The organism is Ensifer sp. MJa1 (genome assembly GCF_037026475.1).
Lineage (GTDB): Bacteria > Pseudomonadota > Alphaproteobacteria > Rhizobiales > Rhizobiaceae > Ensifer.
Window position 1 is genome coordinate 223,563 of record NZ_JAKUMO010000002.1, and the last position, 20,891, is coordinate 244,453.

Here is a 20,891-nt window from a genome sequence, read left to right on the forward strand (position 1 = left end):
CGAGATGTGGCCGTGCGGTTGGTGCAGGCAAGGTGCGACCTTGCCTGCAATCGCATGGTCCACGCTCGAGACCAAACAAATCTAATGTCAGTCCTGAATTCTCCTGATGGCGTCACGGCTGCGGCCCAGGTCTCCCGGCGGGGCGCGTCGCTGCAAAACTGAACCGGTCAGGCTGACGACCGCGCCGCTCAATCTCCGGTCCTGGCTGTCGAGCATTCGTACACAGTGCGCCCCGTCTGCATGTCGATACCGGCGAGGCTCACCTCATAGCCCCAGAGGTGGCGCACATGGCGCAACGTCGCGTCGCGGCTGCCTTCCTCGAGCACGATGCCGCTTTTCACGTTGTGCTGCAGCCGAAGGTGGCGGTCGCCCAAGAGATCGACATCCATCACCTGGATATCCGGCTGGTTGGCAGCGACGTCGTAGCTGTTGGCAAGGGCTGAGCGGATGTTCGAATAGCCGCGTTCATTGTGGATCGATGCGACTTCGACAAACCGGTCGGAGGAACGGTCCGAAAGCTGGAACAGCCGGAACTTGCGCATCACCGCCGGGCTCAGATATTGCAGGATGAAGGACTCGTCGCGGTGGTTCGCCCAGGCGTCGCGCAACGTCTCCATCCAGTCACCGTTGCCGGCAAAGGACGGGAACCAGTCACGGTCTTCCGCCGTCGGTTCGGTGGCGATCCGCTGGATGTCCTGCATCATCGCGAAACCGAGCGCATAGGGGTTGATGCCGGGATAACGCCGGTCGTCGAAATCCGGCTGGAACACGACGTTGGAATGGCTCTGCAGGAGTTCCAGCATGTGGCCTTCGCCGATCCTGCCCTGGTCGTAGAGGCGGTTGATGATGGTGTAGTGCACGAATGTGGCGCAGCCCTCGTTCATGACCTTCGTCTGGCGCTGGGGCGAGAAGTATTGTGCGATGACGCGAACGATCCTGAGCAGTTCCCGCTGCCAGGGCTCCAGGATCAGGCTGTGCTTTTCGAGAAAATAGAGCAGGTTTTCTTCCGGCAGGTTCAACACCTTCTTGCGCTCGGAGGCGTCCCGCTCGGCTTCGGCCGGATCGTGGCTTTCCGCTGTCTGCGGCAACGTACGCCAGAGATCGCTATAGGTCTGTTCTTCGTATTCCAGCCGTTCGCGCGCCCGTTCGCGCACCTTCTCGGAGGAAAGCCGCGGCGGGCGGCGATAACGAAAGACGCCCTGGTCCATTAGCGCGTGGGCGGAATCAAGGATTGCCTCGACCGCGGCGGTGCCATGCCGTTCCTCGCATTTCATCACGTACTTCTTGGCGAAATCCATGTAGCTGAGGATGGCGCCGGCGTCGGTCCACTGGCGGAAGAGGTAGTTGTTCTTGAAGAAGTGATTGTGGCCGAAGGCCGCATGCGCGGTGACGAGCGCCTGCATCGCCATGGTGTTTTCTTCCATGAGGTAGGTGATGCAGGGGTTCGAGTTGATCACCAGCTCATAGGCAAGGCCCCGGTGGCCCTTGCGGTAATGGTGTTCCTCATAGGCAAACCGCTTGCCGAAGGACCAGTGCTGGTACATCAGCGGCATGCCGACCGAGGAGTAGGCATCAAGCATCTGCTCGGAAGTGATGATTTCCAATTGGTTGGGATAGACGCTGAGGCCCATTTCTTCGAGCGCTACGGTCTCGATCGCGTCATAGGCACGCGACAGCGTCGCGAAATTCCAATCGGAGCCCTGAAACAGGAGACCTGAAGTCGCGCGTCGTGCCATCCGGTCTCCCCCTCATTTCCGTGTACGTGTGGCCGGCTGCCGCGCAAAAAGCCTGCGGAAGACCGGGTAGATGTCGGCAGGCTTGGCGATCCGCGTCATCTGGAAGTTCGATTTTTCGCCATCAACGGTGCGATAGGCGCGCCAGAGCGCGGTGCCGTTGTCCGTCGATCCGAAGATTTCCGTCTCGCGTTCGTCGATGATCTCGACATAGGCATAGTACTGGCAGAGCTTCGTCAGTTTTTCCCGAAGCAGTGCTGCGCAATGCTCGCTGTCGCCGATGATGTTGTCGCCGTCGGAGGCCTGGGCGGCATAGATGTTCCAGATCTGCGAGGGGTATCGGTCCTCGATGATCCTGATCATCTCCTCGAGCGCAGTCGAGACGATCGTGCCGCCGCTCTGGGTGCTGTAGAAGAATGTTTCCTCATCGACCTCACGGGCCTCGTCGGTGTGGCGGATGAAGACGATGTCGATGCGCTCATAGCGCCGCTTCAGGAAAAGATGCAGAAGCACGAAAAAGCGCTTGGCAAGATCCTTCTCGCGCTCGCCCATGGAAGCCGAGACGTCCATCAGGCAAAACATCACGGCGTTGGCGTTCGGCAGCGGCTGTGCCTCGAAGCGGTTGAAGCGGATGTCGACCGGGTCGACATAGGGGATCCGCCGCCGCTTCTTCTCGATCTTCTCCAGTTCGCCGCGCAGTTCGCTGATCCTCTGCCGGTCTTTCGCTGAGGGTTCGGGCACTGCCTCGAGCCGCGCGATCTCGTCGGCAATCACAGTCAGCTCCTTTTCCTTCGGCCGGTGCAGCGCCAGGCGCCGGCCAAAGCTGTTGCGCATCGTCCGCCCGACATTGATGTTGGTCGGCGTACCGGCGGTGGCAAAGCCCGCGCGACGCGGCTTGAACGTCACCGTTTCCTTGAGGCTGAGCTTGACCATGTCGGGCAGCTCCAGATCCTCAAAAAAGAGATCCAGCACCTCTTCGCGCGACAGGATGAACTGGAAGTCGTCTTCGCTTTCCCCGGTGCCGGGACGGCCCTTGCCACCTCCACCCCCACCCGCTTCCGGCTTCGGCAGGCGGTCGCCTGCCGAAAACTGCTTGTTGCCGGGAAGCACATAGTTGCGGCTACCGCTGCCGCGAGCCGGCTGGAAAGTCGGCTCGTTCGCACCGTCCGTCGGCATCGGCACGCCATGGGCGGCGTCGACGTCGATGATCCTGTCCGTCTTGACCTGTTCCTTGATGACCCGCTTGAGCTCTTCGCGGGCCCTTTTCAGAAAGCGCTGTCGGTTGCCGAGGCTCTTATCCTTCGGGTTGAGCCGCCGGTCGATGAAATTCGGCATATACCAATCCCCTGCTTCGGCATCGTCAGCCCGCCTTGTTGACCCGCATGTACCAGTCGACCAGCCGGCGGACCTGACGCTCGGTGTAACCGCGCTCGGTCATACGCTGGACGAATTCGGCATGCTGCTTCTCGGTGGCGCTGTCCTTCTTCGAGCCGAAGCTGATGACCGGCAGCAGGTCTTCGACCTGGCCGAACATGCGCTTCTCGATGACATCGCGAAGTTTTTCGTAGCTCGTCCAGGAGGGATTCTTCCCATGGTTCCTGGCGCGGGCGCGCAGGGTAAACTTCACGACTTCGTTGCGGAAGTCCTTGGGGTTGGCAATGCCGGCCGGCTTTTCGATCTGCGACAATTCGCTATCGAGGATCTCCCGGTTTAGGATCTGGCCGGTGTCGGGATCCTTGAAGTCCTGGTCTTCGAGCCAGGCATCGGCATAGGCGATATAACGGTCGAAGAGATTCTGGCCGTATTCGCTGTAGGATTCCAGATAGGCTTTCTGGATCTCGTGGCCGATGAATTCGGCATAACGCGATGCAAGTTCCGACTTGATGAAATCAAGATAGCTCGCTTCAGTCTCCTTGGGGAACTGTTCGCGCCGGATCGCCTGTTCCAGGATATACATGAGGTGCACCGGATCGGCCGCGACCTCCTTGGTGTCGTAGTTGAAGGTCTCCGACAGCACCTTGAAGGCAAAGCGGGTGCTGATGCCAGTCATGCCCTCGTCGACGCCGGCAGCGTCGCGATATTCCTGCACCGACTTTGCCTTGGGGTCGGTGTCCTTCAGGTTCTCGCCGTCATAGACGCGCATCTTGGCATAAAGCGGCGAATTCTCGTGGCGGGCAAGGCGGGTCGACACGGTGAAGCGGCTGAGGCTTTCGAGCACTTCCGGTGCGCAGGGGCTCTTGGTGAGTTCGCTTTCGCGCAGGAGCTTCTCGTAGATCTGCCGTTCTTCGGTGACGCGCAGGCAATAGGGCACCTTGACCACGAGGATGCGGTCGAGGAAGGCCTCGTTGTTCTTGTTGTTCTTGAATTGCAGCCACTCGGACTCGTTCGAATGGGCAACAACGATGCCCTGGTAGGGGAAGGCGCCGAAGTTCTCGGTGCCGTTGTAGTTGCCTTCCTGGGTGGCCGTCAGAAGCGGGTGCAGGACCTTGATCGGCGCCTTGAACATTTCGACGAATTCAAGCAAGCCTTGCGTCGTGCGGTTGAGGCCGCCGCTATAGGAGTAGGCGTCCGGGTCGGCCTGGCTGTAGTTTTCGAGCTGGCGGATGTCCACCTTGCCGACCAGCGAGGAAACGTCCTGGTTGTTTTCGTCGCCCGGTTCGGTCTTGGCGATCGCGACCTGGCGCAGGCGTGACGGCATGAGCTTGACGACGCTGAACTTGGAGATGTCGCCGTCGACTTCGTCGAGACGCTTCGTCGCCCAGGGCGAGATCAGCCCGGTGAGCCGTCGCCGGGCGATGCCGTACTTGTCTTCGAGCAGATCGGCCATGCGGTCCGGATGGAAGAGCCCGAGGGGCGATTCAAAAATCGGGCTGATCTTGCCGCCGACAGCCAGCGTGTAGATCGGCTGCTGCTCCATCAGCTTTTTCAGCCGTTCGGCAAGCGACGATTTACCGCCGCCGACGGGGCCAAGCAGATAAAGGATCTGCTTACGTTCTTCGAGCCCCTGGGCAGCGTAGCGGAAGTAACCGACGATCCGCTCGATCGTGTCTTCCATGCCGTAGAAGTCGGCGAAGGCCGGATAGATCTTGACGGTTCGGTTTGCGAAGATGCGGCCGAGACGTTCGTCGGCGCTGGTATCGATCAGTGTTGGATTTCCGATGGCCGAGACCATCCGCTCCTGCGCGGTCGCATACATGCTTTTGTCGTCGCGACATGCGAGAAGGTATTCTTGTAGGCTGATTTCTTCCTGCGCTGCACCAGTATAGATCTCCGAGAAGAGATCGAAGACGTCGCATTCGCTCTTTTGCATCATGCTCTCCCGCGGCCGCTGGCTGAGACGGGGATCGCTGCTTATCGGCTCGCTCATTCGAATAAACGGCGTCCCATTCGCAAAGTTCCTTCAGAGTACTCGCTTTCTTGTGATTCTCGAAGGGGTTGTTTCGATGAATGAAAAATCGTGACCGCGAGCTCACGAAAACCTGATTGCGGCGGTTGCGAACGCCCGCTGGTTTCCGGCGTTGCGCCAGCGCCAACAGCCATACGGTGTCCTTGCATTTTCTTTGCGCGCCATGGTGGCGACCTGTTTTTTCCCGTCTGATCGAGGAAATAGAATTGCATTCCTTATAACGCATATTGTCTATGTGTTTTATAGATTAATGCGGTGAGTGACCGCGGCAATCTGGAACACGCGACATGTCCTATCTGCTCAGCCTCCTCGACAAGAGCCCTCTCGACCAGGGGCAATCCGCCTTCGACGCCCTGCAGGCGACGGCGCGGCTGGCGGCCCGTGCAGAGGAGTGGGGCTATCATCGCTTCTGGGTTGCGGAACATCACAACATACCAGGCCTCGCAAGCTCGGCGCCGGAGACGCTGATTGCCTACCTGCTGGCGAAAACATCGAAGATCCGCATCGGCTCCGGCGGCGTGATGCTGCAGCACTATAGCGCCTACAAGGTCGCCGAGACGTTCAATCTTCTCGCCAGCCTCGCACCCTCGCGCGTCGATCTCGGCGTCGGCAAGGCGCCGGGTGGTTTTCCGCTTTCGACAAAGGCGCTGCAGGTGGGCATCGATGCCAAACTCCGGCCAAGCTTTGCCGAGCAACTGGTCGATCTCAATCGGTATCTGCTGCCCGACCATGCGCAACGGCCCGAGCTTCTGGCTACACCGCTGCCGCCCGTAGTTCCGGAACGCTTTCTGCTTGGGGCGAGTGTCGATAGCGCTGTGCTTGCCGCCGAAAAGGGCTGGAAGCTGGTCTTTGCCGGGCATCTGAACGGCGACCCGGACAATCTGCAAAGAACGTTCGATGCCTATGAACGGGCGACGGGCGGCGAGCGGCCACTTCTGGCTCTGGCGGCGCTTGCGGCAGAGAGCGAGGAACAGGCTGGCAAGCGTGTCGCCGATCTGAAGATCTTCAAGGTGCTCCTCGGCAATGGCCAGAGCGTCAATGTCGGCAGCGAGGAGCAGGCAGCCGAATACGCCCGCCAGGCCGGCATCAGCGATTACCGCGTCGAGGAAAAGACGCCGAGCGTGCTCACCGGCACGCCGCGCCAGGTGCGTCAGGAACTGGACAACCTGCACCGCCGCTACGGCGTCAAGGAGTTCGTCATCGACACACCCTCGGTTGGGACCGCCGAACGTTTCGCCTCGATCGAACTCATTGCACGAGAACGATTGTCCCTCGCCGCCTGATCATTCCGGAAGGATTTGTCATGACCAAGAAGAACGTCACATTCGGCATCATGCTGCAAGGCCCCGGCGGGCATATGAACGCCTGGAAACACCCGAGCGGGCCGGCCGATGCCAGCGTCAACTTCGGCTTCTTCGTCGAAACCGCGCGCAAGGCAGAAGCCGCTGGCATCGCCTTCGCCTTCGTCGCCGACGGCCTCTACATCAACGAGCAGTCGATCCCGCATTTTCTCAACCGTTTCGAGCCGCTCACCATCCTGTCGGCGCTCGCCGCCTCGACCTCGAAGATCGGCCTCGTCGGCACGGTCTCGACCTCCTATAGCGACCCGTTCACGGTGGCCCGCCAGTTTGCCTCGCTGGATCTCTTGAGCGGCGGCCGCGCCGGCTGGAACGCGGTGACCTCGCCGCTCGAAGGGTCCGGCCGCAACTACGGGCGCGAGCATCCGGAGCACGAGCTGCGCTACGAGATCGCCGACGAATATCTGGGCGCGATCAAGGGGCTGTGGGACAGCTGGGATGACGATGCCTTTGTCCGTGACCGCGCCACCGGCGTCTATGCCGACAAGACCAAGCTGCGCCGGCTCAACCACAAGGGGCGGTTCTTCCGCATCGAGGGGCCGCTTAACATCGAGCGATCGAGACAGGGCCAACCGGTCGTGTTTCAGGCAGGCGCCTCCGATTCCGGCATTCGCCTCGCCGGCAAACATGCCGATGCGGTGTTCACCAATGGCGGGCCGATCGAGGACGCCAAGACCTTCTACAGGCAGGTCAAGCAAAGCGCGGTCGCTCAGGGACGTCGCGCTGCGGAGATCGGCATCTTCCCAGGCATCGGCCCGGTCGTCGGTGCCACGGCGGAAGAGGCCGAGGCAAAGTACCGTGCCATCCGAGATCTGGTGACCATCGAGGAAGCGCTGCTCTATCTCGGCCGCTTCTTCGACCATCACGACTTCAGGGCCTATCCGCTCGACGCGCCGTTCCCGGATATCGGCGATATCGGCAAGAACAGTTTCCGGGCAACGACCGACCGCATCAAGAAGACGGCGCGCGACACCGGAGCGACGCTCCGCGAGATCGCGCTCGATGTCGCCACCCCAAGGACCGCCTTCATCGGCACGGCCGAGCATATCGCCGACGAGATCATCCGCTGGATCGACGAGGATGCCGCCGACGGCTTCATCCTCGGCTTCCCGGTGATCGCCGAGGGGCTTGCCGATTTCACCGCATACGTGCTGCCGACCCTGGAACGACGCGGCTATTTCAAGCCCAAGCTCGAAGGCGAAACGCTGCGCGACCACCTGGGGCTCCCCTATCGTGAAAGCCGGTACGCAAACGTCGCAACGGATGTCGAACGGGGAAGGGTCGTCGGAGCCTGATGGCTTCGGTGGCAGTACGCCAATGAACCTCATCCTCACCGATAGCCAGAGATCCGCCGCGGTCGAGCGTGGCCTTTCAGCCTTCCTCGATGAGATCGTCGCCATCCGGCGCGACCTGCACCGGCATCCCGAGCTTGCCTTCCAGGAGAAACGCACCAGCGGCCTGGTTGCCGATCTGCTGACCTCCTGGGGCTTTGAGGTCAGCCGCGGCATCGCCGGCACCGGCATCGTGGCCACGCTTCGGCGCGGACAGGGCGAAAGGGCGATCGGTCTTCGCGCCGACATGGATGCGCTGCCGATCGAGGAGGCGACGGGGCTCACCTATGCGAGCCGCCACAAGGGCTTCATGCATGCCTGCGGCCATGACGGACACACGGCGATCCTGCTCGCCGCCGCCCGTTTTCTGGCCGCCGACGGCCGCTTTGACGGCACCCTGCGGCTGATCTTCCAGCCGGCCGAGGAGATCGGCGCCGGTGCGCGAAAAATGTTGTCGGAAGGCCTGTTCGAACGTTTCCCGGTCGACGCCATCTTCGGCCTGCACAATTGGCCGGGCGTTCCTGCTGGCCGCCTCGGCTTTGTCGAGGGCCCGGCCATGGCGTCGGTCGACCAGGCCAACATCACCGTTGTCGGCAAGGGCGGGCACGGCGCCGAGCCGCACCTGACGGTTGACCCGGTGCTGGCGACGGCATCGCTGATCACGGCGCTTCAGAGCCTGGTGTCACGCAATGTCGACCCGCAGCACATGGCCGTCGTCACCGTCGGCTCCATTCATGGCGGCCAGGCATCGAACGTCATTCCCGAGAGCGTTTCCTTGAGGCTGACCCTGCGTGCTTTCAACGGCGAGGTCCGTCGCCTGCTCGGCGAACGGGTCCAGGCGCTTGCGCGGGCACAGGCCGAAAGTTTCGGCGCGCGGGCTGACGTCGACTACCGGCTCGGTTTTCCGGCGCTGGTCAACCACGCTGCGGAAACCGATTTTGCTCGTAGCGCCGCGTTGAAGGCGCTTGGTCCCGACGCGGTCATTACCGACTTCAAACCGCGGACCGCCAGCGAGGACTTTGCCTTTTTCCTCGAGGAGAAGGCCGGCAACTACGCCTTCGTCGGCAACGGCGACAGCGCGTCCCTCCACAGCGCCGAATACGACTTCAACGACGCAATCATCGCCCCGGCCGCCCGCTACTGGGTCCGGCTGGTGGAAACCTTCCTTGCATGACGACCATGGGATGGCGAAAGACATGAGCGACACGTTTCTCTACACCACGCCCCTCGACCCCCGCGCCAAGCCGCTGATCGACGAGCTGATCGTCGAATATGACAGCCGCTACGGCAACTATTTCAGCGAAGAAGGGGCGGCGGCCGAGATGAACCGCTATCCGGCGGAAGCCTTCGCTCCGCCACACGGCAATTTCGTGCTTCTGATCCGCAACGGCGAAGCCATCGGCGGTGGTGCCTTCAAGCACTATGATGTCCACACCGCCGAGTTCAAACGCATCTGGACCCGATCCAATCTCCGCCGTCAGGGGCTGGCGCGCAAGGTCCTCTTCGAACTCGAGGCGCAGGCGGCCCGCCAGGGCTATTCGCGCGTGTACCTGACCACCGGCTTCCGCCAGCCGGAGGCGGTGGGTCTCTACCTTGCCAATGGCTATACCGCGCTCTTCGACGTCGAGGCTGATCCGGAAGTCTACAAGACGCTGCCCTTCGAGAAGAACATCTCCCATCTTGTCACCACCCTGGCGTTTCTGGCCGAAGTGCCGCCGACGCAGCCACAGGCCGCAAGCCACGCGTGAGGCTTGGGCTGCTGGCACCGGCCGCCAACCCATTTTCTTAGGAGAGGATCCAACATGGCAGTTCTGAGCGATCTCGCCGGCCCGCCCGGCGTCAGCCGCACCAGCGAGCCGAACCCGGGCTACGCGCATTACCGCATCGTGCCGGCCCGCCATCCGGGCCGTGCGCTCGGCACGCTGTTTGCTACTCTCGTCATCGCCGGCGTGCTCTATTCGGTGCTGACCAATCCGCGCTGGGGCTGGCCGGTCTTTGCCGAGTGGTTCTTCGCCGAACCGGTACTCGCGGGCCTCGGCCGCACCCTGCTTCTGACCGGGCTTGCGACCGTCTCCGGCTCGCTGCTCGGAACGGCGCTGGCGCTTGCCCGCGTGTCGAAGTCGCCGCTGCTTGCCAGCCTCTCCTTCGGCTACATCTGGCTGTTGCGCTCCATCCCGCTGATCGTGCTTTTGCTGGTGCTCAACAATCTCGGCTACCTCTATGAGACGATCGCGATCGGGGTTCCCTTCACCGACACGGTCTGGCTGAACTACCCGACGACGCAGCTCCTGACGCCCTTTGCCGCTGCCTTTCTTGGTCTCACCCTCAACCAGTCGGCCTTCTTCGCCGAGATCGTGCGTGGCGGCATCCTCGCTGTCGATCAGGGTCAGCACGAGGCGGCAGCTGCCCTCGGTCTGCCGCGCCGCCGCCAGGCCTTCCGCATCGTGTTGCCGCAGGCCATGCGCTCGATCCTGCCGACCGGCTTCAACGAGATCATCGGCCTCGCCAAGGGCACTTCCATGGTCTACGTGCTGGCGCTGCCGGAACTCTTTTATACGGTCCAGGTCATCTATCGCCGCAATCTCGAGGTCATCCCGCTCCTGATGGTCGCGACCGTCTGGTATCTGGTGATCATGACCGGGCTTTCGATCGCCCAGCACTATATCGAGCGCTACTATTCGAGAGGTGCTGTGCGCAATCCGGTGCCGCTGCCGTTCCAGGCGCTTGTCGCACGCTTCCGCAGGCCGCTACCGGAGGTCGTCCGTCCCGCGGCCGCAACCGCAAAGGTGGGCTTCCGCGACGCACAGGCCCTTCGCGCCGGCGGTGCCGTGCATGTGCATGGCATATCGAAGAGCTTCGGCTCGCTGAAAGTGCTCGACCGAGTTGAACTGAATCTGCCGGCCGGCAGCGTCACGGCGATCCTCGGGCCGTCCGGTTCGGGCAAATCGACGTTGCTCCGCGCCATCAACCATCTCGAGCGCGTTGACGACGGTTTCATCGCGATCGACGGCGAACTCGTCGGCTACAGCCAGAAGGGCGACACGCTCTACGAACTCAAGGAGAAGGACATTCTGAAGCGGCGTGCCGATATCGGCGTGGTGTTCCAGAACTTCAACCTCTTTCCGCATCTGACCGTGCTTGAAAACCTGATCGAGGCGCCGATTCATGTGCGCGGTCTTGGCCGCGAGGAGGCGGTGCGGCTCGCCCAGGAACTGCTCGCCCGTATCGGTCTTAGCGACAAGATCAACGCCTATCCGCGCCAGCTCTCGGGCGGCCAGCAGCAGCGTGTGGCGATTGCCCGCGCGCTGGCGCTGCGCCCGAAGGTACTGCTCTTCGACGAGCCGACCTCGGCGCTTGATCCGGAACTCGTCGGCGAAGTGCTCGACGTCATCAAGGAACTGGCCCGCACCGGCACGACGCTCGTCATCGTCACCCATGAAACCGGCTTTGCCCGCGAGGTCGCCGACACCGTGGTCTTCATGGAGGCGGGTCGGGTGCTGGAAGCCGGACCGCCGGCGCATATCTTCACTGAGGCCAAACATCCGCGCACCCGCGAATTCCTGGCGCGCGTTCTCTAACAAAAGCTACCCGTCCATGTGCCGACGGCGAAGCTTTGCCATCTTCAGCAATCATTGATTGAAAAGGAGAGAGTTATGACCATGCTAAACACTGTAAAGTTGCTTCTGGCCGGTGCCGTTACAGCGCTGACCCTCGGCGTGAGCGCCGTTCAGGCCGAGGAGAAATTCGATCTCAGCCCCGATACCTCCAACCGCGTGCGTGCCGAGCAGAACGAGGCGGCGATCAAGGCAATCGCTGCCGACTTCAAGTTCGTGAACCCGGGCAAGTTCACCGTCGCCATCAACCCGTGGGATCCGCCGATCGCCACCTACGCTTCGGACTCGAAGACAGTCGTCGGCGCCGATCCGGATGTCGCGTCGCTGCTCGCTGACAGTTTTGGTCTGGAACTCGAACTCGTGCCCGTCGCCTGGGCCGACTGGCCGCTTGGCGTCGCCTCGGGCAAGTACGACGCCGTCATCAGCAACGTCACGGTGACCGAGGAGCGCAAGGAGAAGTTCGATTTCTCCACCTATCGCAAGGACGTGCTCGGCTTCTTCGTCAAGTCCGACAGCAAGATCACCGAAATCAAGGAGCCGAAGGATGTCGCCGGGTTGAAGGTGATTACCGGCGCCGGCACAAACCAGGAAAAGATCATCCTCGAATGGGACCGGCAGAACGTCGCGGCCGGGCTGAAGCCGATCGAGGTGCAGTACTACGACGACCGCGCCGCAGGCGATCTCGCCTTGCAGTCGGGCCGCGCCGATGTCGAGTTCAATCCGAACGCGACGCGAGCCTATGCCGCCTCGATCAAGAATAACACCAAGGTCGTTGGCATCGTCAGCGGCGGCTGGCCGCTGACCGCCGAAATTGCGGTGACCACCCGCAAGGGCGGTGGCCTTGCCGATGCCGTCACCATTGCGCTCAACGACCTGATCAAGAGCGGCAAATATGGCGAGGTGCTGAAGCGCTGGAGCCTCGGCGCGGAAGCCGTCGATGCCGCCCAGACCAACCCGCCCGGCCTGCCGAAGAGCGGTTCCTGATCCGATCCCAATGGACCGGCGGCTTATGCTGCCGGTCACATCCCGCATATCACCCGGAGACCTTCAGCATGAACGGCACGCCCCGCCTTCACACCCTTATCGCCGCTGCTGTGGCAGCCCTTCTCCATGCCGGCTCAGCGCAGGCCGATACCGGCTTCGACCTCAGTCCCGAACAGCCCGGCCGTGCCCATGCGGTTCGCAGCGAGGCGGCTGTTGCGGCGATCCCCGCCGATTTCAAGTTCGTGACGCCGGGCAAATTCACCGTCGGGGTCAGCCCGGGTGGGCCGCCGCTTGCCACCTACGCCACCGATGCCCGCACGGTCATCGGCGCCGATCCGGAATATGCGGCTGCGATCGCCAACAGCCTGGGCCTGGAACTCGAGCTCGTGCCCACAGCCTGGATCGACTGGCCGCTTGGCCTGACGTCGGGCAAGTACGACGCGGTCATCTCCAATGTCGGCGTCACCGAGCAGCGCAAGGAGAAATTCGATTTCTCGACCTATCGCCAGGGCCTGCACGGCTTCTTTGTCAAGGCGGATAGCGGCATTACCGCGATCAAGGAACCGAGGGATGCCGCCGGACTTCGCATCATCGTCGGTGCCGGCACCAACCAGGAGCGCATCCTCTTGAAATGGAGCGCGGAAAATGTCGCCGCCGGTTTGAAGACGCTGGAACTGCAATATTACGACGACGAAGCGACGAGCCTGGTGGCGCTTGCCTCCGGTCGTGCCGATGTCATCGTCCAGCCACACGCGCAGCTCGTCTTCATCGCCGCGCGCGACAAGAACATCAAGCGCGTCGGTACGCTCAGCGCCGGTTGGCCGGAGCGTTCCGACGTGGCGATCACCACCCGCAAGGGCAGTGGTCTTGCCAATGCGCTGACGATCGCCACCAACGGCCTGATCAAAGACGGCACCTATGCCAAGGTGCTTGCGCGATGGCATCTGCAGGAAGAGGCACTGCCGAAGTCCGAGACCAACCCGCCCGGCCTGCCGAAGTTCTAAGGTGCCGGGATGACAAACATTTCCATCGACCAGATCGGTTTCCTGAGCCCCGGCAACTACGCGCCGGACAATCCTCTGGACGGGCTCGAAAAGACCCTGTCGCTGCTGCAGTACGGCGAGGCTCTGGGCTTTGCCAGCGCCTGGGTGCGCCAGCGGCATCTGGAACCGGGCATCTCGTCGGCCGCCGCCTTTCTGGCGGCCGCCACCCAGAGGACGAGCGACATCGAGCTTGGCACCGCCGTCATTCCGATCGGCTATGAAAACCCCTATCGCCTGGCGGAAGACCTATCGACCGTCGACGTGCTGTCACGCGGCCGGCTGAACGTGGGACTGAGCGCCGGCAAGCCGCCGCATCTCGACCTGATCGGCCCGCTTGCCTTTGACGGCGACTGGTCCGGCTATGATTTCTCGCATGAGCGGGTCCTGCGCTTTCAGGACAACCTGCGCAGCAACCTGCTCGGCGATGACGACACGGTGATCAAGACACCCTTCGGCACGAAGCGACCGCGGTTGCAGCCGCACGCCAAGGGTCTCGCGGACCGGCTGTGGTATGGCGGCGGATCGCTGCGCTCGGCTGCCTGGGCCGGCAGCCACGGCTTCAATCTCTTGATTGGCAACGTGACGACGGGCGAAGACACGGACGCGTTCTTCGTGGCGCAGGCGCGCCAGCTCGCGCTCTATCGGTCCTCGGGCGGCGCGGGCAGGCGTGTGGCCCTCGGCCGGGTGATCGTACCGATCGATGGGGCCGACACGATTACCCGCAGGCGCTACCGCGACTATGCGGCCGGGCGGCACGAACGCACGCTGACGCCGCAAGGGGAGCGGCGCACGCTCTACGCCGGCGATCTGGTCGGCAGCGCCGACGAAATCCTGGAGCGGCTCTATGCCGACCCGATCCTGCCCGAGGTCAGCGAGATCAGGCTGGAGCTCCCCTACGAATTCGAGGAGGGCGAGTATCGACAGATCCTCGAGGATTTCGTTCGGCTGATCGCGCCGGAACTTGGATGGAGCGGTGCGCCATCTTCGAAGCCTGCGTCGATCAATATCGGTGCCGGTCAGTTTCGTCGTCCGGCCCGTGGGAGATGAGGTGGGATCCGACCTCAGGTCGACGTTGCGGTTCAGGCGTGGTCGAGCGCGCGCAGGTAACGCTTCAGAAACGCCAGCACCGCGTCGCGCATCGGCTCGGTCTCGACGTGCCCGACGCCGGGCTCAGCCAGAAGCGACAGCGTCCCTTCGGCTGCGGCGGCGCGATAGGCGGCTTGTGTCTCTGCATAGGCGCGCTCCACCGCCTGAGGCGGCGTCAGCGGATCGTCGAGCCCCACGCAGATCAGTTGCGGCCGCGGGGCGACGAGCCCGGCAATCGCGCCGGTCGAGGTCTCCGAAAGCAGGTCGGGAATGGTGAGATAGTGGCCGTGCCGATCATGGGCGCCGGTCTCGACAAGCGATGCGAAGTCGGCAAAGCAGCAGAGATGAGCGATCGCCGCAATGCGATCGTCGAGCGCCGCGAGAAAATAGGAAAGTGTAGCGCCCATCGAAATCCCGGTCATGCCCATCCTGTTGGCATCGACATCATCACGTGACGAAAGCCAGGTGAGCGCCGCCTGCTGCTCCGAAAGCATCTGGCCGAATAGCGTGCGGCCATACCAGAGGGCCGCCTTGGCCGCAGCACTTTCGGTAACGACGGAGCGCTCGCCGAAAGTTGGCATATCGATGCAGACGGTGACGAAACCATGCTCTGCGAGAAGGGGACCGGGCGGGCTCAGCAGCGCCGGCCGGCCCTCGAGTAACTCGCTCGCACCGATCTCGTAGCGTCCACCATGGGCGTGGGCATAGAGGATTGCCGGTGTCGGCCCATCGCTGCCGGGCGGTCGCGTCAGCAAACCGCGGATCTCAGCGCCGTTGCGAAGGCTGCGGAAGCGCAGTCTTTCGACAAAATGGGAGCCGCAATCCTCGGTCTCGCAGGCCTCAAGAGCGAGTTCGGTATCGACAAACCCGAGAAGCGTGCGAAGGCGAGCGGCCGATATCGACATGGCGGCGGCCTACCGAACCAGCCAGCCACCGTCGACCGGCAGCACGGTGCCCGTGACATAGCCGGACGCCGGTGAGGCGAAGAACAACACTGCCGTGGCGAGATCATCCGGCGTGCCCCAGCGCCCCATCGGAATGCGGGCGGAGATCTGGGCGTTGCGATCGGGATCGTTGCGCAGCGCCTCGGTGTTGTCGGTCGCCATATAGCCGGGCGCGATCGCGTTGACGGTGATCCCGCGCGGCGCCAGTTCGTTGGCCATCGCTTTGGTGAGGCCGGCAATGCCGTGCTTGGAGGCGGCATAGGCCGGCACGCGGATGCCGCCCTGGAAGGTCAGCATCGAGGCGACATTGATGATCCGGCCGGCGCGTCCGGTCGAGACCATGTGCTTCGCCGCGGCCTGGGAGAGCAGGAAGGCTGCCTTCAGGTTGACGTCGAGCACGCTGTCCCAATCCTCTTCGGAATAGTCGAAGAGGTCGGCGCGGCGGATGATGCCGGCATTGTTGACAAGGATGTCGATGCCGCCGAGCGCTGCGGCCGCCTCGGCAATCAAAGTGTTCGCATTGAACGGTCTGGAAAGGTCCACGGTATGCTGGTGGAAGCGCCCGCCGACTTCCTCGACCAGCGCTGCCGTCTCTGGCATCGGTGACGAGCCGATGGCCGCGATGTTTGCGCCGGCTTGCGCCAGTGCGAGAGCCATGCCCTGGCCGAGGCCGGTGCGGGCGCCGGTGACGAGGGCGGTCTTGCCGGTCAAATCAAACAGCGCGTTCAAGGCGAAGTCCCTTGTCGTTGAAGAGATGGATGGGGGCGGCGCTCAGCGACAGCCTGATATCGTCGCCCTGCGCGAGGTTATGCTGGCCGGGAGCAACGACCAGTAGCTTCTGGCCGGCGACATCGGCGTGCAGCACGGTTTCCGAGCCGAGCGCTTCGACGAGCCGGATCTTTGCCGGAATGCTGTTTTCGCCTGCGTCGAGCGTTATGTGATGCGGCCGCACGCCAAGTGTGACGGGCGCTCCGTTCGCCGCGGCACCAGCCGCCATCGGAACCTCCAGGCGGTGGCCGCCCTTCAGCGTCGCGACGGCCCTGTCCGAGCCTGTCGCTTCCAGCGTGCCTTCAAGGAAGTTCATGTGCGGCGAGCCGATAAAGCCGGCGACGAATCGATTGGCCGGTTTATTGTAGAGTTCGAGCGGCGTGCCGACCTGCTCGATGCGCCCGGCGCGCAGCACGACGATGCGATCGGCAAGCGTCATTGCCTCCACCTGGTCGTGGGTCACATAGATCATCGTTGCCGAGAGCCGCGCATGCAGTGCCGCAAGCTCGGCGCGGGTCGAGCCGCGCAGTTCCGCGTCGAGGTTCGACAGCGGCTCGTCGAGCAGGAAGGCGACGGGACGGCGCACGATCGCCCGGCCGATCGCCACGCGCTGGCGCTGGCCGCCGGAGAGCTGCCCGGGCCGGCGTTCCAGATAGGGCTCGATTTCGAGCATGCGTGCGGCCTCCGCAATGCGCTCGGCGATTTCCGCCTTCGGCATCCGGGTATTTTCCAGCCCGAAGGCGAGGTTCTGGCGCACGCTCATATGCGGATAGAGCGCGTAAGACTGGAACACCATGGCAAGGCCGCGGTCTGCGGCCGGCACGTCGTTGACGACCTTGCCGTCGATGGCAAGCTCGCCGCCGGTCGGTTTTTCAAGGCCGGCAATCATGCGCAGAAGCGTGGACTTGCCGCAGCCGGACGGGCCGACGAAGACGACGAACTCGCCGTCCTTGATCTCCAGGTTGATGTCATGAAGCACGTCGACGGCGCCGAACGACTTGGTCACATTGGTAAGCTTGATGTGGCCCATTTGTGCCCCCTATTTCAGTCCGGTGCCGGCGATGCCGGTGGTGATGAAGCGTTGCAGGAAGATGAAGACGAGAACGACCGGGATCATCGTCACGACCGTCATGGCGAGGATGAAATGCCACTGCACGTTCAGCTCGCCAGAATAGATGCTCAAGCCCACCTGCAGCGTGTAAAGCTCCTTGCGCGACAGCACGATCAGCGGCCAGAGGAAGTCGTTCCAGCGCCAGACGACCGAGAAGATGGCGAGCACCGCAAGCGCCGGCGCGGTCAGCGGCAATATGATGCGCCAGTAGATTTGCCACTCCGACGCCTTGTCCATGCGGGCGGCATCGATCAGCTCGTCGGGGATGGTCAGCATGTACTGGCGCAGGATGAAGACGCCGGTTGGTGTTGCGACTGTCGGCAGGATCACGCCCCAGAGATTGTTGAACAGGCCGAGGGCCGAGACGATCGAATAGAGCGGCACCATGATCACTGAAAGCGGCACCATCAGCGTCGCAAGGATCAGGAGCATCGCGAAGGTTCGGCCGCGGAACTCGTATTTGCTGAGCGCAAAGGCGGCCATCGAATTGACGATCAGCGTGATCAGCGTCGCCGTCACCGTCACGAAGACCGAGTTCCAGAGATAGCGGACGAAATCGAAATGGGTGAAGGGTTCGCTGTAGTTCGAGGTCGCAAACGACATGGTGCGTACCGGCTTGCGATCGGCGATCTTGACCTTGATGATCTCGGTCGGCTTGTCGGGCGAAACCATCTGGGCGACGATGCCGATGCGGCGGACCTCGGCGAGCACCGTCTTGCTGCCATCAGGCATGGTCACTTCGTAAAGGTCGAGCGGCTTGTCGTAGCCGTCGACGGTCGCCTTTTGCGTCACATAGGGCATGATCGAAGGCGGGAACTCGGCAAGCGCTGCCGGCGACTTGAAGGAGGAACCGACGAGCCAGACGGCCGGGCCGAACATGATGAAGAGGCCGCCAATCAGCCACACCCAGGTGAAGACGTCGGTCCAATGCCAGCCGTTGCGGCCGCGGCGACGGAAGATGAATGCGGCGACGCGGCTCATTTGCGGCCTCCCTTGTTTTCGCCTTTGCGGCCAAGGCCAAGTTGCACCAGCGTCAGGATCACCAGCACGACCCCCATCAGGATCGAGGCGGCGGCGGCAAGGCCCGGATTGCGCAGCTGCGTCGCAAAGCCGGTCTCGTAGATGTACTGGGTGAGATAAAGCGTGCTGGTGCCCGGGCCGCCGCCGGTCAGGACATAGACTTCGTCGAAGATCTGCACGGCGCGGATCAGCACGAGCACGACCACGACCAGAAGGTTCGGCATCAAAAGCGGCAGGGTGATGCGCCAGAAGGCGCGCGCCGGCCGGGTGCCGTCCATCTCGGCGGCTTCATAGAGATCCTTCGGGATCGCCTGCAGGCCGGCAAGCAGGATCAGCGTGTAGAAGCCCATATGCGCCCAGATCGACACGCCGACGGCGGCGGCAAAGGACCAGTTGCGGTCGTTGAGCCAGGTGTGTGGCTCGAGGCCGAGGCTGTAGAGGCCGAAGTTGAGCAGGCCCTGGCGCTGCAGGATCCACTTCCAGATGAGGCCGACGACGACAGGCGAAAGCAGCACCGGGAAGAAGAACACCGCCCGCCAGAAGCTGCGCGCCGCAAGCTCGCGGTTAAGGATCAAGGCCGTCACCAGTGAAAACAGGATCATCAGGCTGACCTGCAGCACCACGAACCAGGCGGTGTTGCCGACCGCAGTCCAGAACGTGTCCTCGGCGCAAGAATTCGGGTCGGTATAGTTCGCGCAGTCGAACAGACGCGCATATTGCTCGCCGCCGACGAAGCTGCGGTCCGGCAGGAACAGTGCCGTGCCGCCGGTCATGGAATAGGCGAAGTTGATGAAGAACGGCAGGAGCACGAAGATGCCGAAGATCAACATGTTCGGCAAAAGGAAGAAGGTCGCCATGCCGCCGATGCCGAGGCGGCGTTGCAACCAGCGCAGCGGCGCGTCGATGGCGCCCATCACCAGGCGAACGGGTACCATGACCGCCTCGCCAAGGCCGGAGCCGCTTCCCTTTGGAACATCTGCCTTCATGCTTGGCTTCCTCACCACCCCGCGTGCGCTTGCTGCACGGTACGTACCGGTCAATGCCGGATCTCGGCGCGCTGCCCACTCTACGCGGGCAACGCAACGTGCCGAAGCACGCGTTTGTTTGGTAAGCATGCGCTAACTCAGTCGTTGCCTACACCGCTATGGCGGTCCGGGCGGCATGACGTGTCACGCCACTCGGGCACGTGAAGCGGTGGCTCCGGTCAGTTCCCGCTGTCCTTGACCTTGGTAGCGATGTCGCTGTCGATGCGCGTGAACGCCTCGTCGACCGTCATTTCGCCGGCCGCTGCCTGGCTGACGCGGGTGACGAGCGCGCCGTAGACGGCGTCGGACCAGAGCCAGCCGGGCAGCTTGCGAGCCTCGTCGGAGAGCGACTTGCCCGCCTCGACGAAGCCGTTGAGTGCGGCCTTGGCCTGGGCGTCGTCGGTCTTGAAGTCGAGCCCCTTGGCAAGCACGCCCTTATGCGCCGGCAGGAACAGGGTGCGTTCGGAGAACTCCTTCACGATCGGCTCGCTCGCCAGATAATCCATCACCTTGGCGACTTCCGTCGGGTTCTTGGTGTACTTGATCGCGACAAGGCCGGCGCCGCCGGTCATGCCGGTGCAGTTTGCCGGGCCGCAGGGGCTGCCGGTCGCCACCCAGTCGAAGTTGGTGCCGATCTTCGTCGAGAAGTTCGGAACCTGCCAGGAACCGGAATAGTAGTAGACGAGCTGGCCGTTGATGAAGTCGTCGGCGGCAGCGCGATAGGTGGAACCTGCGGCCGAAACCCAGACATCCTTGCTCATCGTGCCGTCGGCGACCCAGCCGACGAAGGTCTTGAGGAAGCTCTTCGTGCCGTCGTCGAGCGGTGCCGGCTTGCCGTCGCCGCCGATATAGTTGCCGCCATAGGCAAGGTTCGGGCCGCTCAGGCGATGGCCGGAACGGTCGAGCGCCATCGGGAAAGGCACCTGCTGGTTTTCGGCAACCTGTTTGGCAGCCTTTGCCCAATCGTCCCAGGTGGCGTCCTTGCCGGGAATGGCGACGCCCGCCTGATCGAACAGCGTCTTGTTGGCAAAACCGCCGGCAATGGTGATCTGCGTCATGAAGCCGGAGATCTGGTTGGGACCATCAGGCCGCATCCAATCGGCCTGGTCGCCGAAGTTTTGGTCCCAATAGGCGGCGTCGGCGACGAGCGGGCGCAGGTCGAGCCAGTGCTGGCTCTGGGCCTTCAGGTTGGTGACGCGGGCGATATCCGGGCCGTTGCCGGCTTCGAGCTGCACCGGCAGCTGCTCGCGCACGACGCTGTAGGAGACGTTGTCGAGGATCACGTTGATCCCCGGGTTCTCCTTCATGAAGCGGTCGAGCAGGTCTTTCAGCACCTCGCCCTCGACGCCGTCAGAGTACCACATGATGCGCACGTCACCGGCGAGCGCCGCCGTCGACGACAAGAGCCCGACGGCGAGCGCCGCGAGCATTGTTCTGGTCTTCTTCATTGTCTTCCTCCTCCACTTAT

The 20,891-nt window shown here is 63.0% G+C and carries 17 protein-coding genes; 8 read left to right on the forward strand and 9 right to left on the reverse strand.

Annotated elements, in window-relative coordinates; translation table 11 throughout:
* Positions 1-188 precede the first annotated feature (188 nt).
* From MKZ91_RS03800 to MKZ91_RS03810, 3 genes are read right to left on the reverse strand one after another with little or no spacing between them, the layout of a single operon-like run.
* A complete protein-coding gene (locus MKZ91_RS03800; RefSeq protein WP_336168137.1) occupies positions 189-1,736 on the reverse strand; it encodes a SpoVR family protein in 1,548 nt (515 codons plus the stop codon).
* Positions 1,737-1,748: 12 nt separating this feature from the next.
* On the reverse strand, positions 1,749-3,068 hold the full coding sequence (locus tag MKZ91_RS03805) for a YeaH/YhbH family protein (RefSeq protein ID WP_336168138.1): 1,320 nt from the start codon (positions 3,066-3,068) through the stop codon (positions 1,749-1,751).
* Between the two features lie 25 nt (positions 3,069-3,093).
* Positions 3,094-5,043: a PrkA family serine protein kinase gene (locus MKZ91_RS03810; protein ID WP_336168139.1), complete on the reverse strand. Its 1,950-nt coding sequence runs from the start codon at positions 5,041-5,043 to the stop codon at positions 3,094-3,096.
* 383 nt (positions 5,044-5,426) lie between these two features.
* Here MKZ91_RS03810 and MKZ91_RS03815 point away from each other — a divergent pair, with 383 nt between their 5' ends.
* From MKZ91_RS03815 to MKZ91_RS03850, 8 genes are all read left to right on the forward strand, one after another.
* Complete coding sequence (locus tag MKZ91_RS03815) at positions 5,427-6,422, forward strand: MsnO8 family LLM class oxidoreductase (protein WP_336168141.1); 996 nt, start codon at positions 5,427-5,429, stop codon at positions 6,420-6,422.
* 20 nt (positions 6,423-6,442) lie between these two features.
* Positions 6,443-7,792, forward strand: a complete 1,350-nt coding sequence (locus MKZ91_RS03820; protein WP_336168143.1) for an LLM class flavin-dependent oxidoreductase — start codon at positions 6,443-6,445, stop codon at positions 7,790-7,792.
* Positions 7,793-7,814: 22 nt separating this feature from the next.
* Complete coding sequence (locus tag MKZ91_RS03825) at positions 7,815-9,002, forward strand: M20 aminoacylase family protein (RefSeq protein ID WP_336168145.1); 1,188 nt, start codon at positions 7,815-7,817, stop codon at positions 9,000-9,002.
* Positions 9,003-9,024: 22 nt separating this feature from the next.
* Positions 9,025-9,576, forward strand: coding sequence for a GNAT family N-acetyltransferase (locus MKZ91_RS03830; protein ID WP_336168146.1), 552 nt, complete (start codon positions 9,025-9,027; stop codon positions 9,574-9,576).
* Between the two features lie 54 nt (positions 9,577-9,630).
* Positions 9,631-11,406 carry an amino acid ABC transporter permease/ATP-binding protein gene (locus MKZ91_RS03835; RefSeq protein ID WP_336168147.1) on the forward strand — a complete coding sequence of 592 codons (1,776 nt, stop codon included), beginning with the start codon at positions 9,631-9,633 and terminating at the stop codon, positions 11,404-11,406.
* A gap of 75 nt (positions 11,407-11,481) precedes the next feature.
* Positions 11,482-12,426 (forward strand): ABC transporter substrate-binding protein, encoded by a 945-nt coding sequence (locus MKZ91_RS03840; protein WP_336168149.1) that lies wholly within the window; start codon positions 11,482-11,484, stop codon positions 12,424-12,426.
* Between the two features lie 68 nt (positions 12,427-12,494).
* The gene (locus MKZ91_RS03845) at positions 12,495-13,430 is read left to right on the forward strand and encodes an ABC transporter substrate-binding protein (protein ID WP_336168151.1); all 936 of its coding nucleotides are present in this window, start codon (positions 12,495-12,497) and stop codon (positions 13,428-13,430) included.
* Positions 13,431-13,439: 9 nt separating this feature from the next.
* On the forward strand, positions 13,440-14,516 hold the full coding sequence (locus MKZ91_RS03850; RefSeq protein WP_336168153.1) for an LLM class flavin-dependent oxidoreductase: 1,077 nt from the start codon (positions 13,440-13,442) through the stop codon (positions 14,514-14,516).
* A 32-nt stretch (positions 14,517-14,548) separates the two neighbouring features.
* On the opposite strand, the gene MKZ91_RS03855 is transcribed toward MKZ91_RS03850, so the two are convergent.
* The 6 genes from MKZ91_RS03855 to MKZ91_RS03880 all read right to left on the reverse strand — a co-directional run bounded on the left by MKZ91_RS03855 (position 14,549) and on the right by MKZ91_RS03880 (position 20,871).
* Entirely contained in the window at positions 14,549-15,460 is a 912-nt protein-coding gene (locus MKZ91_RS03855; RefSeq protein WP_336168154.1) for an alpha/beta hydrolase family protein, read from the reverse strand.
* A gap of 9 nt (positions 15,461-15,469) precedes the next feature.
* Positions 15,470-16,228 carry a 2-dehydro-3-deoxy-D-gluconate 5-dehydrogenase KduD gene (gene kduD / locus MKZ91_RS03860; protein WP_336168155.1) on the reverse strand — a complete coding sequence of 253 codons (759 nt, stop codon included), beginning with the start codon at positions 16,226-16,228 and terminating at the stop codon, positions 15,470-15,472.
* Positions 16,212-17,297 carry an ABC transporter ATP-binding protein gene (locus MKZ91_RS03865; RefSeq protein ID WP_336168156.1) on the reverse strand — a complete coding sequence of 362 codons (1,086 nt, stop codon included), beginning with the start codon at positions 17,295-17,297 and terminating at the stop codon, positions 16,212-16,214. Before MKZ91_RS03865 ends, kduD begins: the two co-directional genes overlap by 17 nt.
* Before the next feature lie 9 nt (positions 17,298-17,306).
* Entirely contained in the window at positions 17,307-18,359 is a 1,053-nt protein-coding gene (locus tag MKZ91_RS03870) for a carbohydrate ABC transporter permease (RefSeq protein WP_336168158.1), read from the reverse strand.
* Positions 18,356-19,384 (reverse strand): carbohydrate ABC transporter permease, encoded by a 1,029-nt coding sequence (locus tag MKZ91_RS03875; RefSeq protein WP_336168160.1) that lies wholly within the window; start codon positions 19,382-19,384, stop codon positions 18,356-18,358. Before MKZ91_RS03875 ends, MKZ91_RS03870 begins: the two co-directional genes overlap by 4 nt.
* A gap of 218 nt (positions 19,385-19,602) precedes the next feature.
* Positions 19,603-20,871: an ABC transporter substrate-binding protein gene (locus tag MKZ91_RS03880; RefSeq protein WP_336168162.1), complete on the reverse strand. Its 1,269-nt coding sequence runs from the start codon at positions 20,869-20,871 to the stop codon at positions 19,603-19,605.
* Between the last annotated feature and the right edge of the window lie 20 nt (positions 20,872-20,891).

What these genes read in the sequence shown, in the direction of transcription:
- MKZ91_RS03835 (WP_336168147.1), top strand. Translation starts at nt 9,631, where the DNA reads ATGGCAGTTCTGAGCGATCTCGCCGGCCCGCCCGGCGTCAGCCGCACC.
- MKZ91_RS03810 (WP_336168139.1), bottom strand. Translation starts at nt 5,043, where the DNA reads ATGCAAAAGAGCGAATGCGACGTCTTCGATCTCTTCTCGGAGATCTAT.
- MKZ91_RS03880 (WP_336168162.1), bottom strand. Translation starts at nt 20,871, where the DNA reads ATGAAGAAGACCAGAACAATGCTCGCGGCGCTCGCCGTCGGGCTCTTG.
- MKZ91_RS03805 (WP_336168138.1), bottom strand. Translation starts at nt 3,068, where the DNA reads ATGCCGAATTTCATCGACCGGCGGCTCAACCCGAAGGATAAGAGCCTC.
- MKZ91_RS03850 (WP_336168153.1), top strand. Translation starts at nt 13,440, where the DNA reads ATGACAAACATTTCCATCGACCAGATCGGTTTCCTGAGCCCCGGCAAC.
- MKZ91_RS03870 (WP_336168158.1), bottom strand. Translation starts at nt 18,359, where the DNA reads ATGAGCCGCGTCGCCGCATTCATCTTCCGTCGCCGCGGCCGCAACGGC.
- MKZ91_RS03820 (WP_336168143.1), top strand. Translation starts at nt 6,443, where the DNA reads ATGACCAAGAAGAACGTCACATTCGGCATCATGCTGCAAGGCCCCGGC.
- MKZ91_RS03855 (WP_336168154.1), bottom strand. Translation starts at nt 15,460, where the DNA reads ATGTCGATATCGGCCGCTCGCCTTCGCACGCTTCTCGGGTTTGTCGAT.
- MKZ91_RS03840 (WP_336168149.1), top strand. Translation starts at nt 11,482, where the DNA reads ATGACCATGCTAAACACTGTAAAGTTGCTTCTGGCCGGTGCCGTTACA.
- MKZ91_RS03825 (WP_336168145.1), top strand. Translation starts at nt 7,815, where the DNA reads ATGAACCTCATCCTCACCGATAGCCAGAGATCCGCCGCGGTCGAGCGT.
- MKZ91_RS03875 (WP_336168160.1), bottom strand. Translation starts at nt 19,384, where the DNA reads ATGAAGGCAGATGTTCCAAAGGGAAGCGGCTCCGGCCTTGGCGAGGCG.
- MKZ91_RS03830 (WP_336168146.1), top strand. Translation starts at nt 9,025, where the DNA reads ATGAGCGACACGTTTCTCTACACCACGCCCCTCGACCCCCGCGCCAAG.
- MKZ91_RS03800 (WP_336168137.1), bottom strand. Translation starts at nt 1,736, where the DNA reads ATGGCACGACGCGCGACTTCAGGTCTCCTGTTTCAGGGCTCCGATTGG.
- MKZ91_RS03865 (WP_336168156.1), bottom strand. Translation starts at nt 17,297, where the DNA reads ATGGGCCACATCAAGCTTACCAATGTGACCAAGTCGTTCGGCGCCGTC.
- MKZ91_RS03845 (WP_336168151.1), top strand. Translation starts at nt 12,495, where the DNA reads ATGAACGGCACGCCCCGCCTTCACACCCTTATCGCCGCTGCTGTGGCA.
- MKZ91_RS03815 (WP_336168141.1), top strand. Translation starts at nt 5,427, where the DNA reads ATGTCCTATCTGCTCAGCCTCCTCGACAAGAGCCCTCTCGACCAGGGG.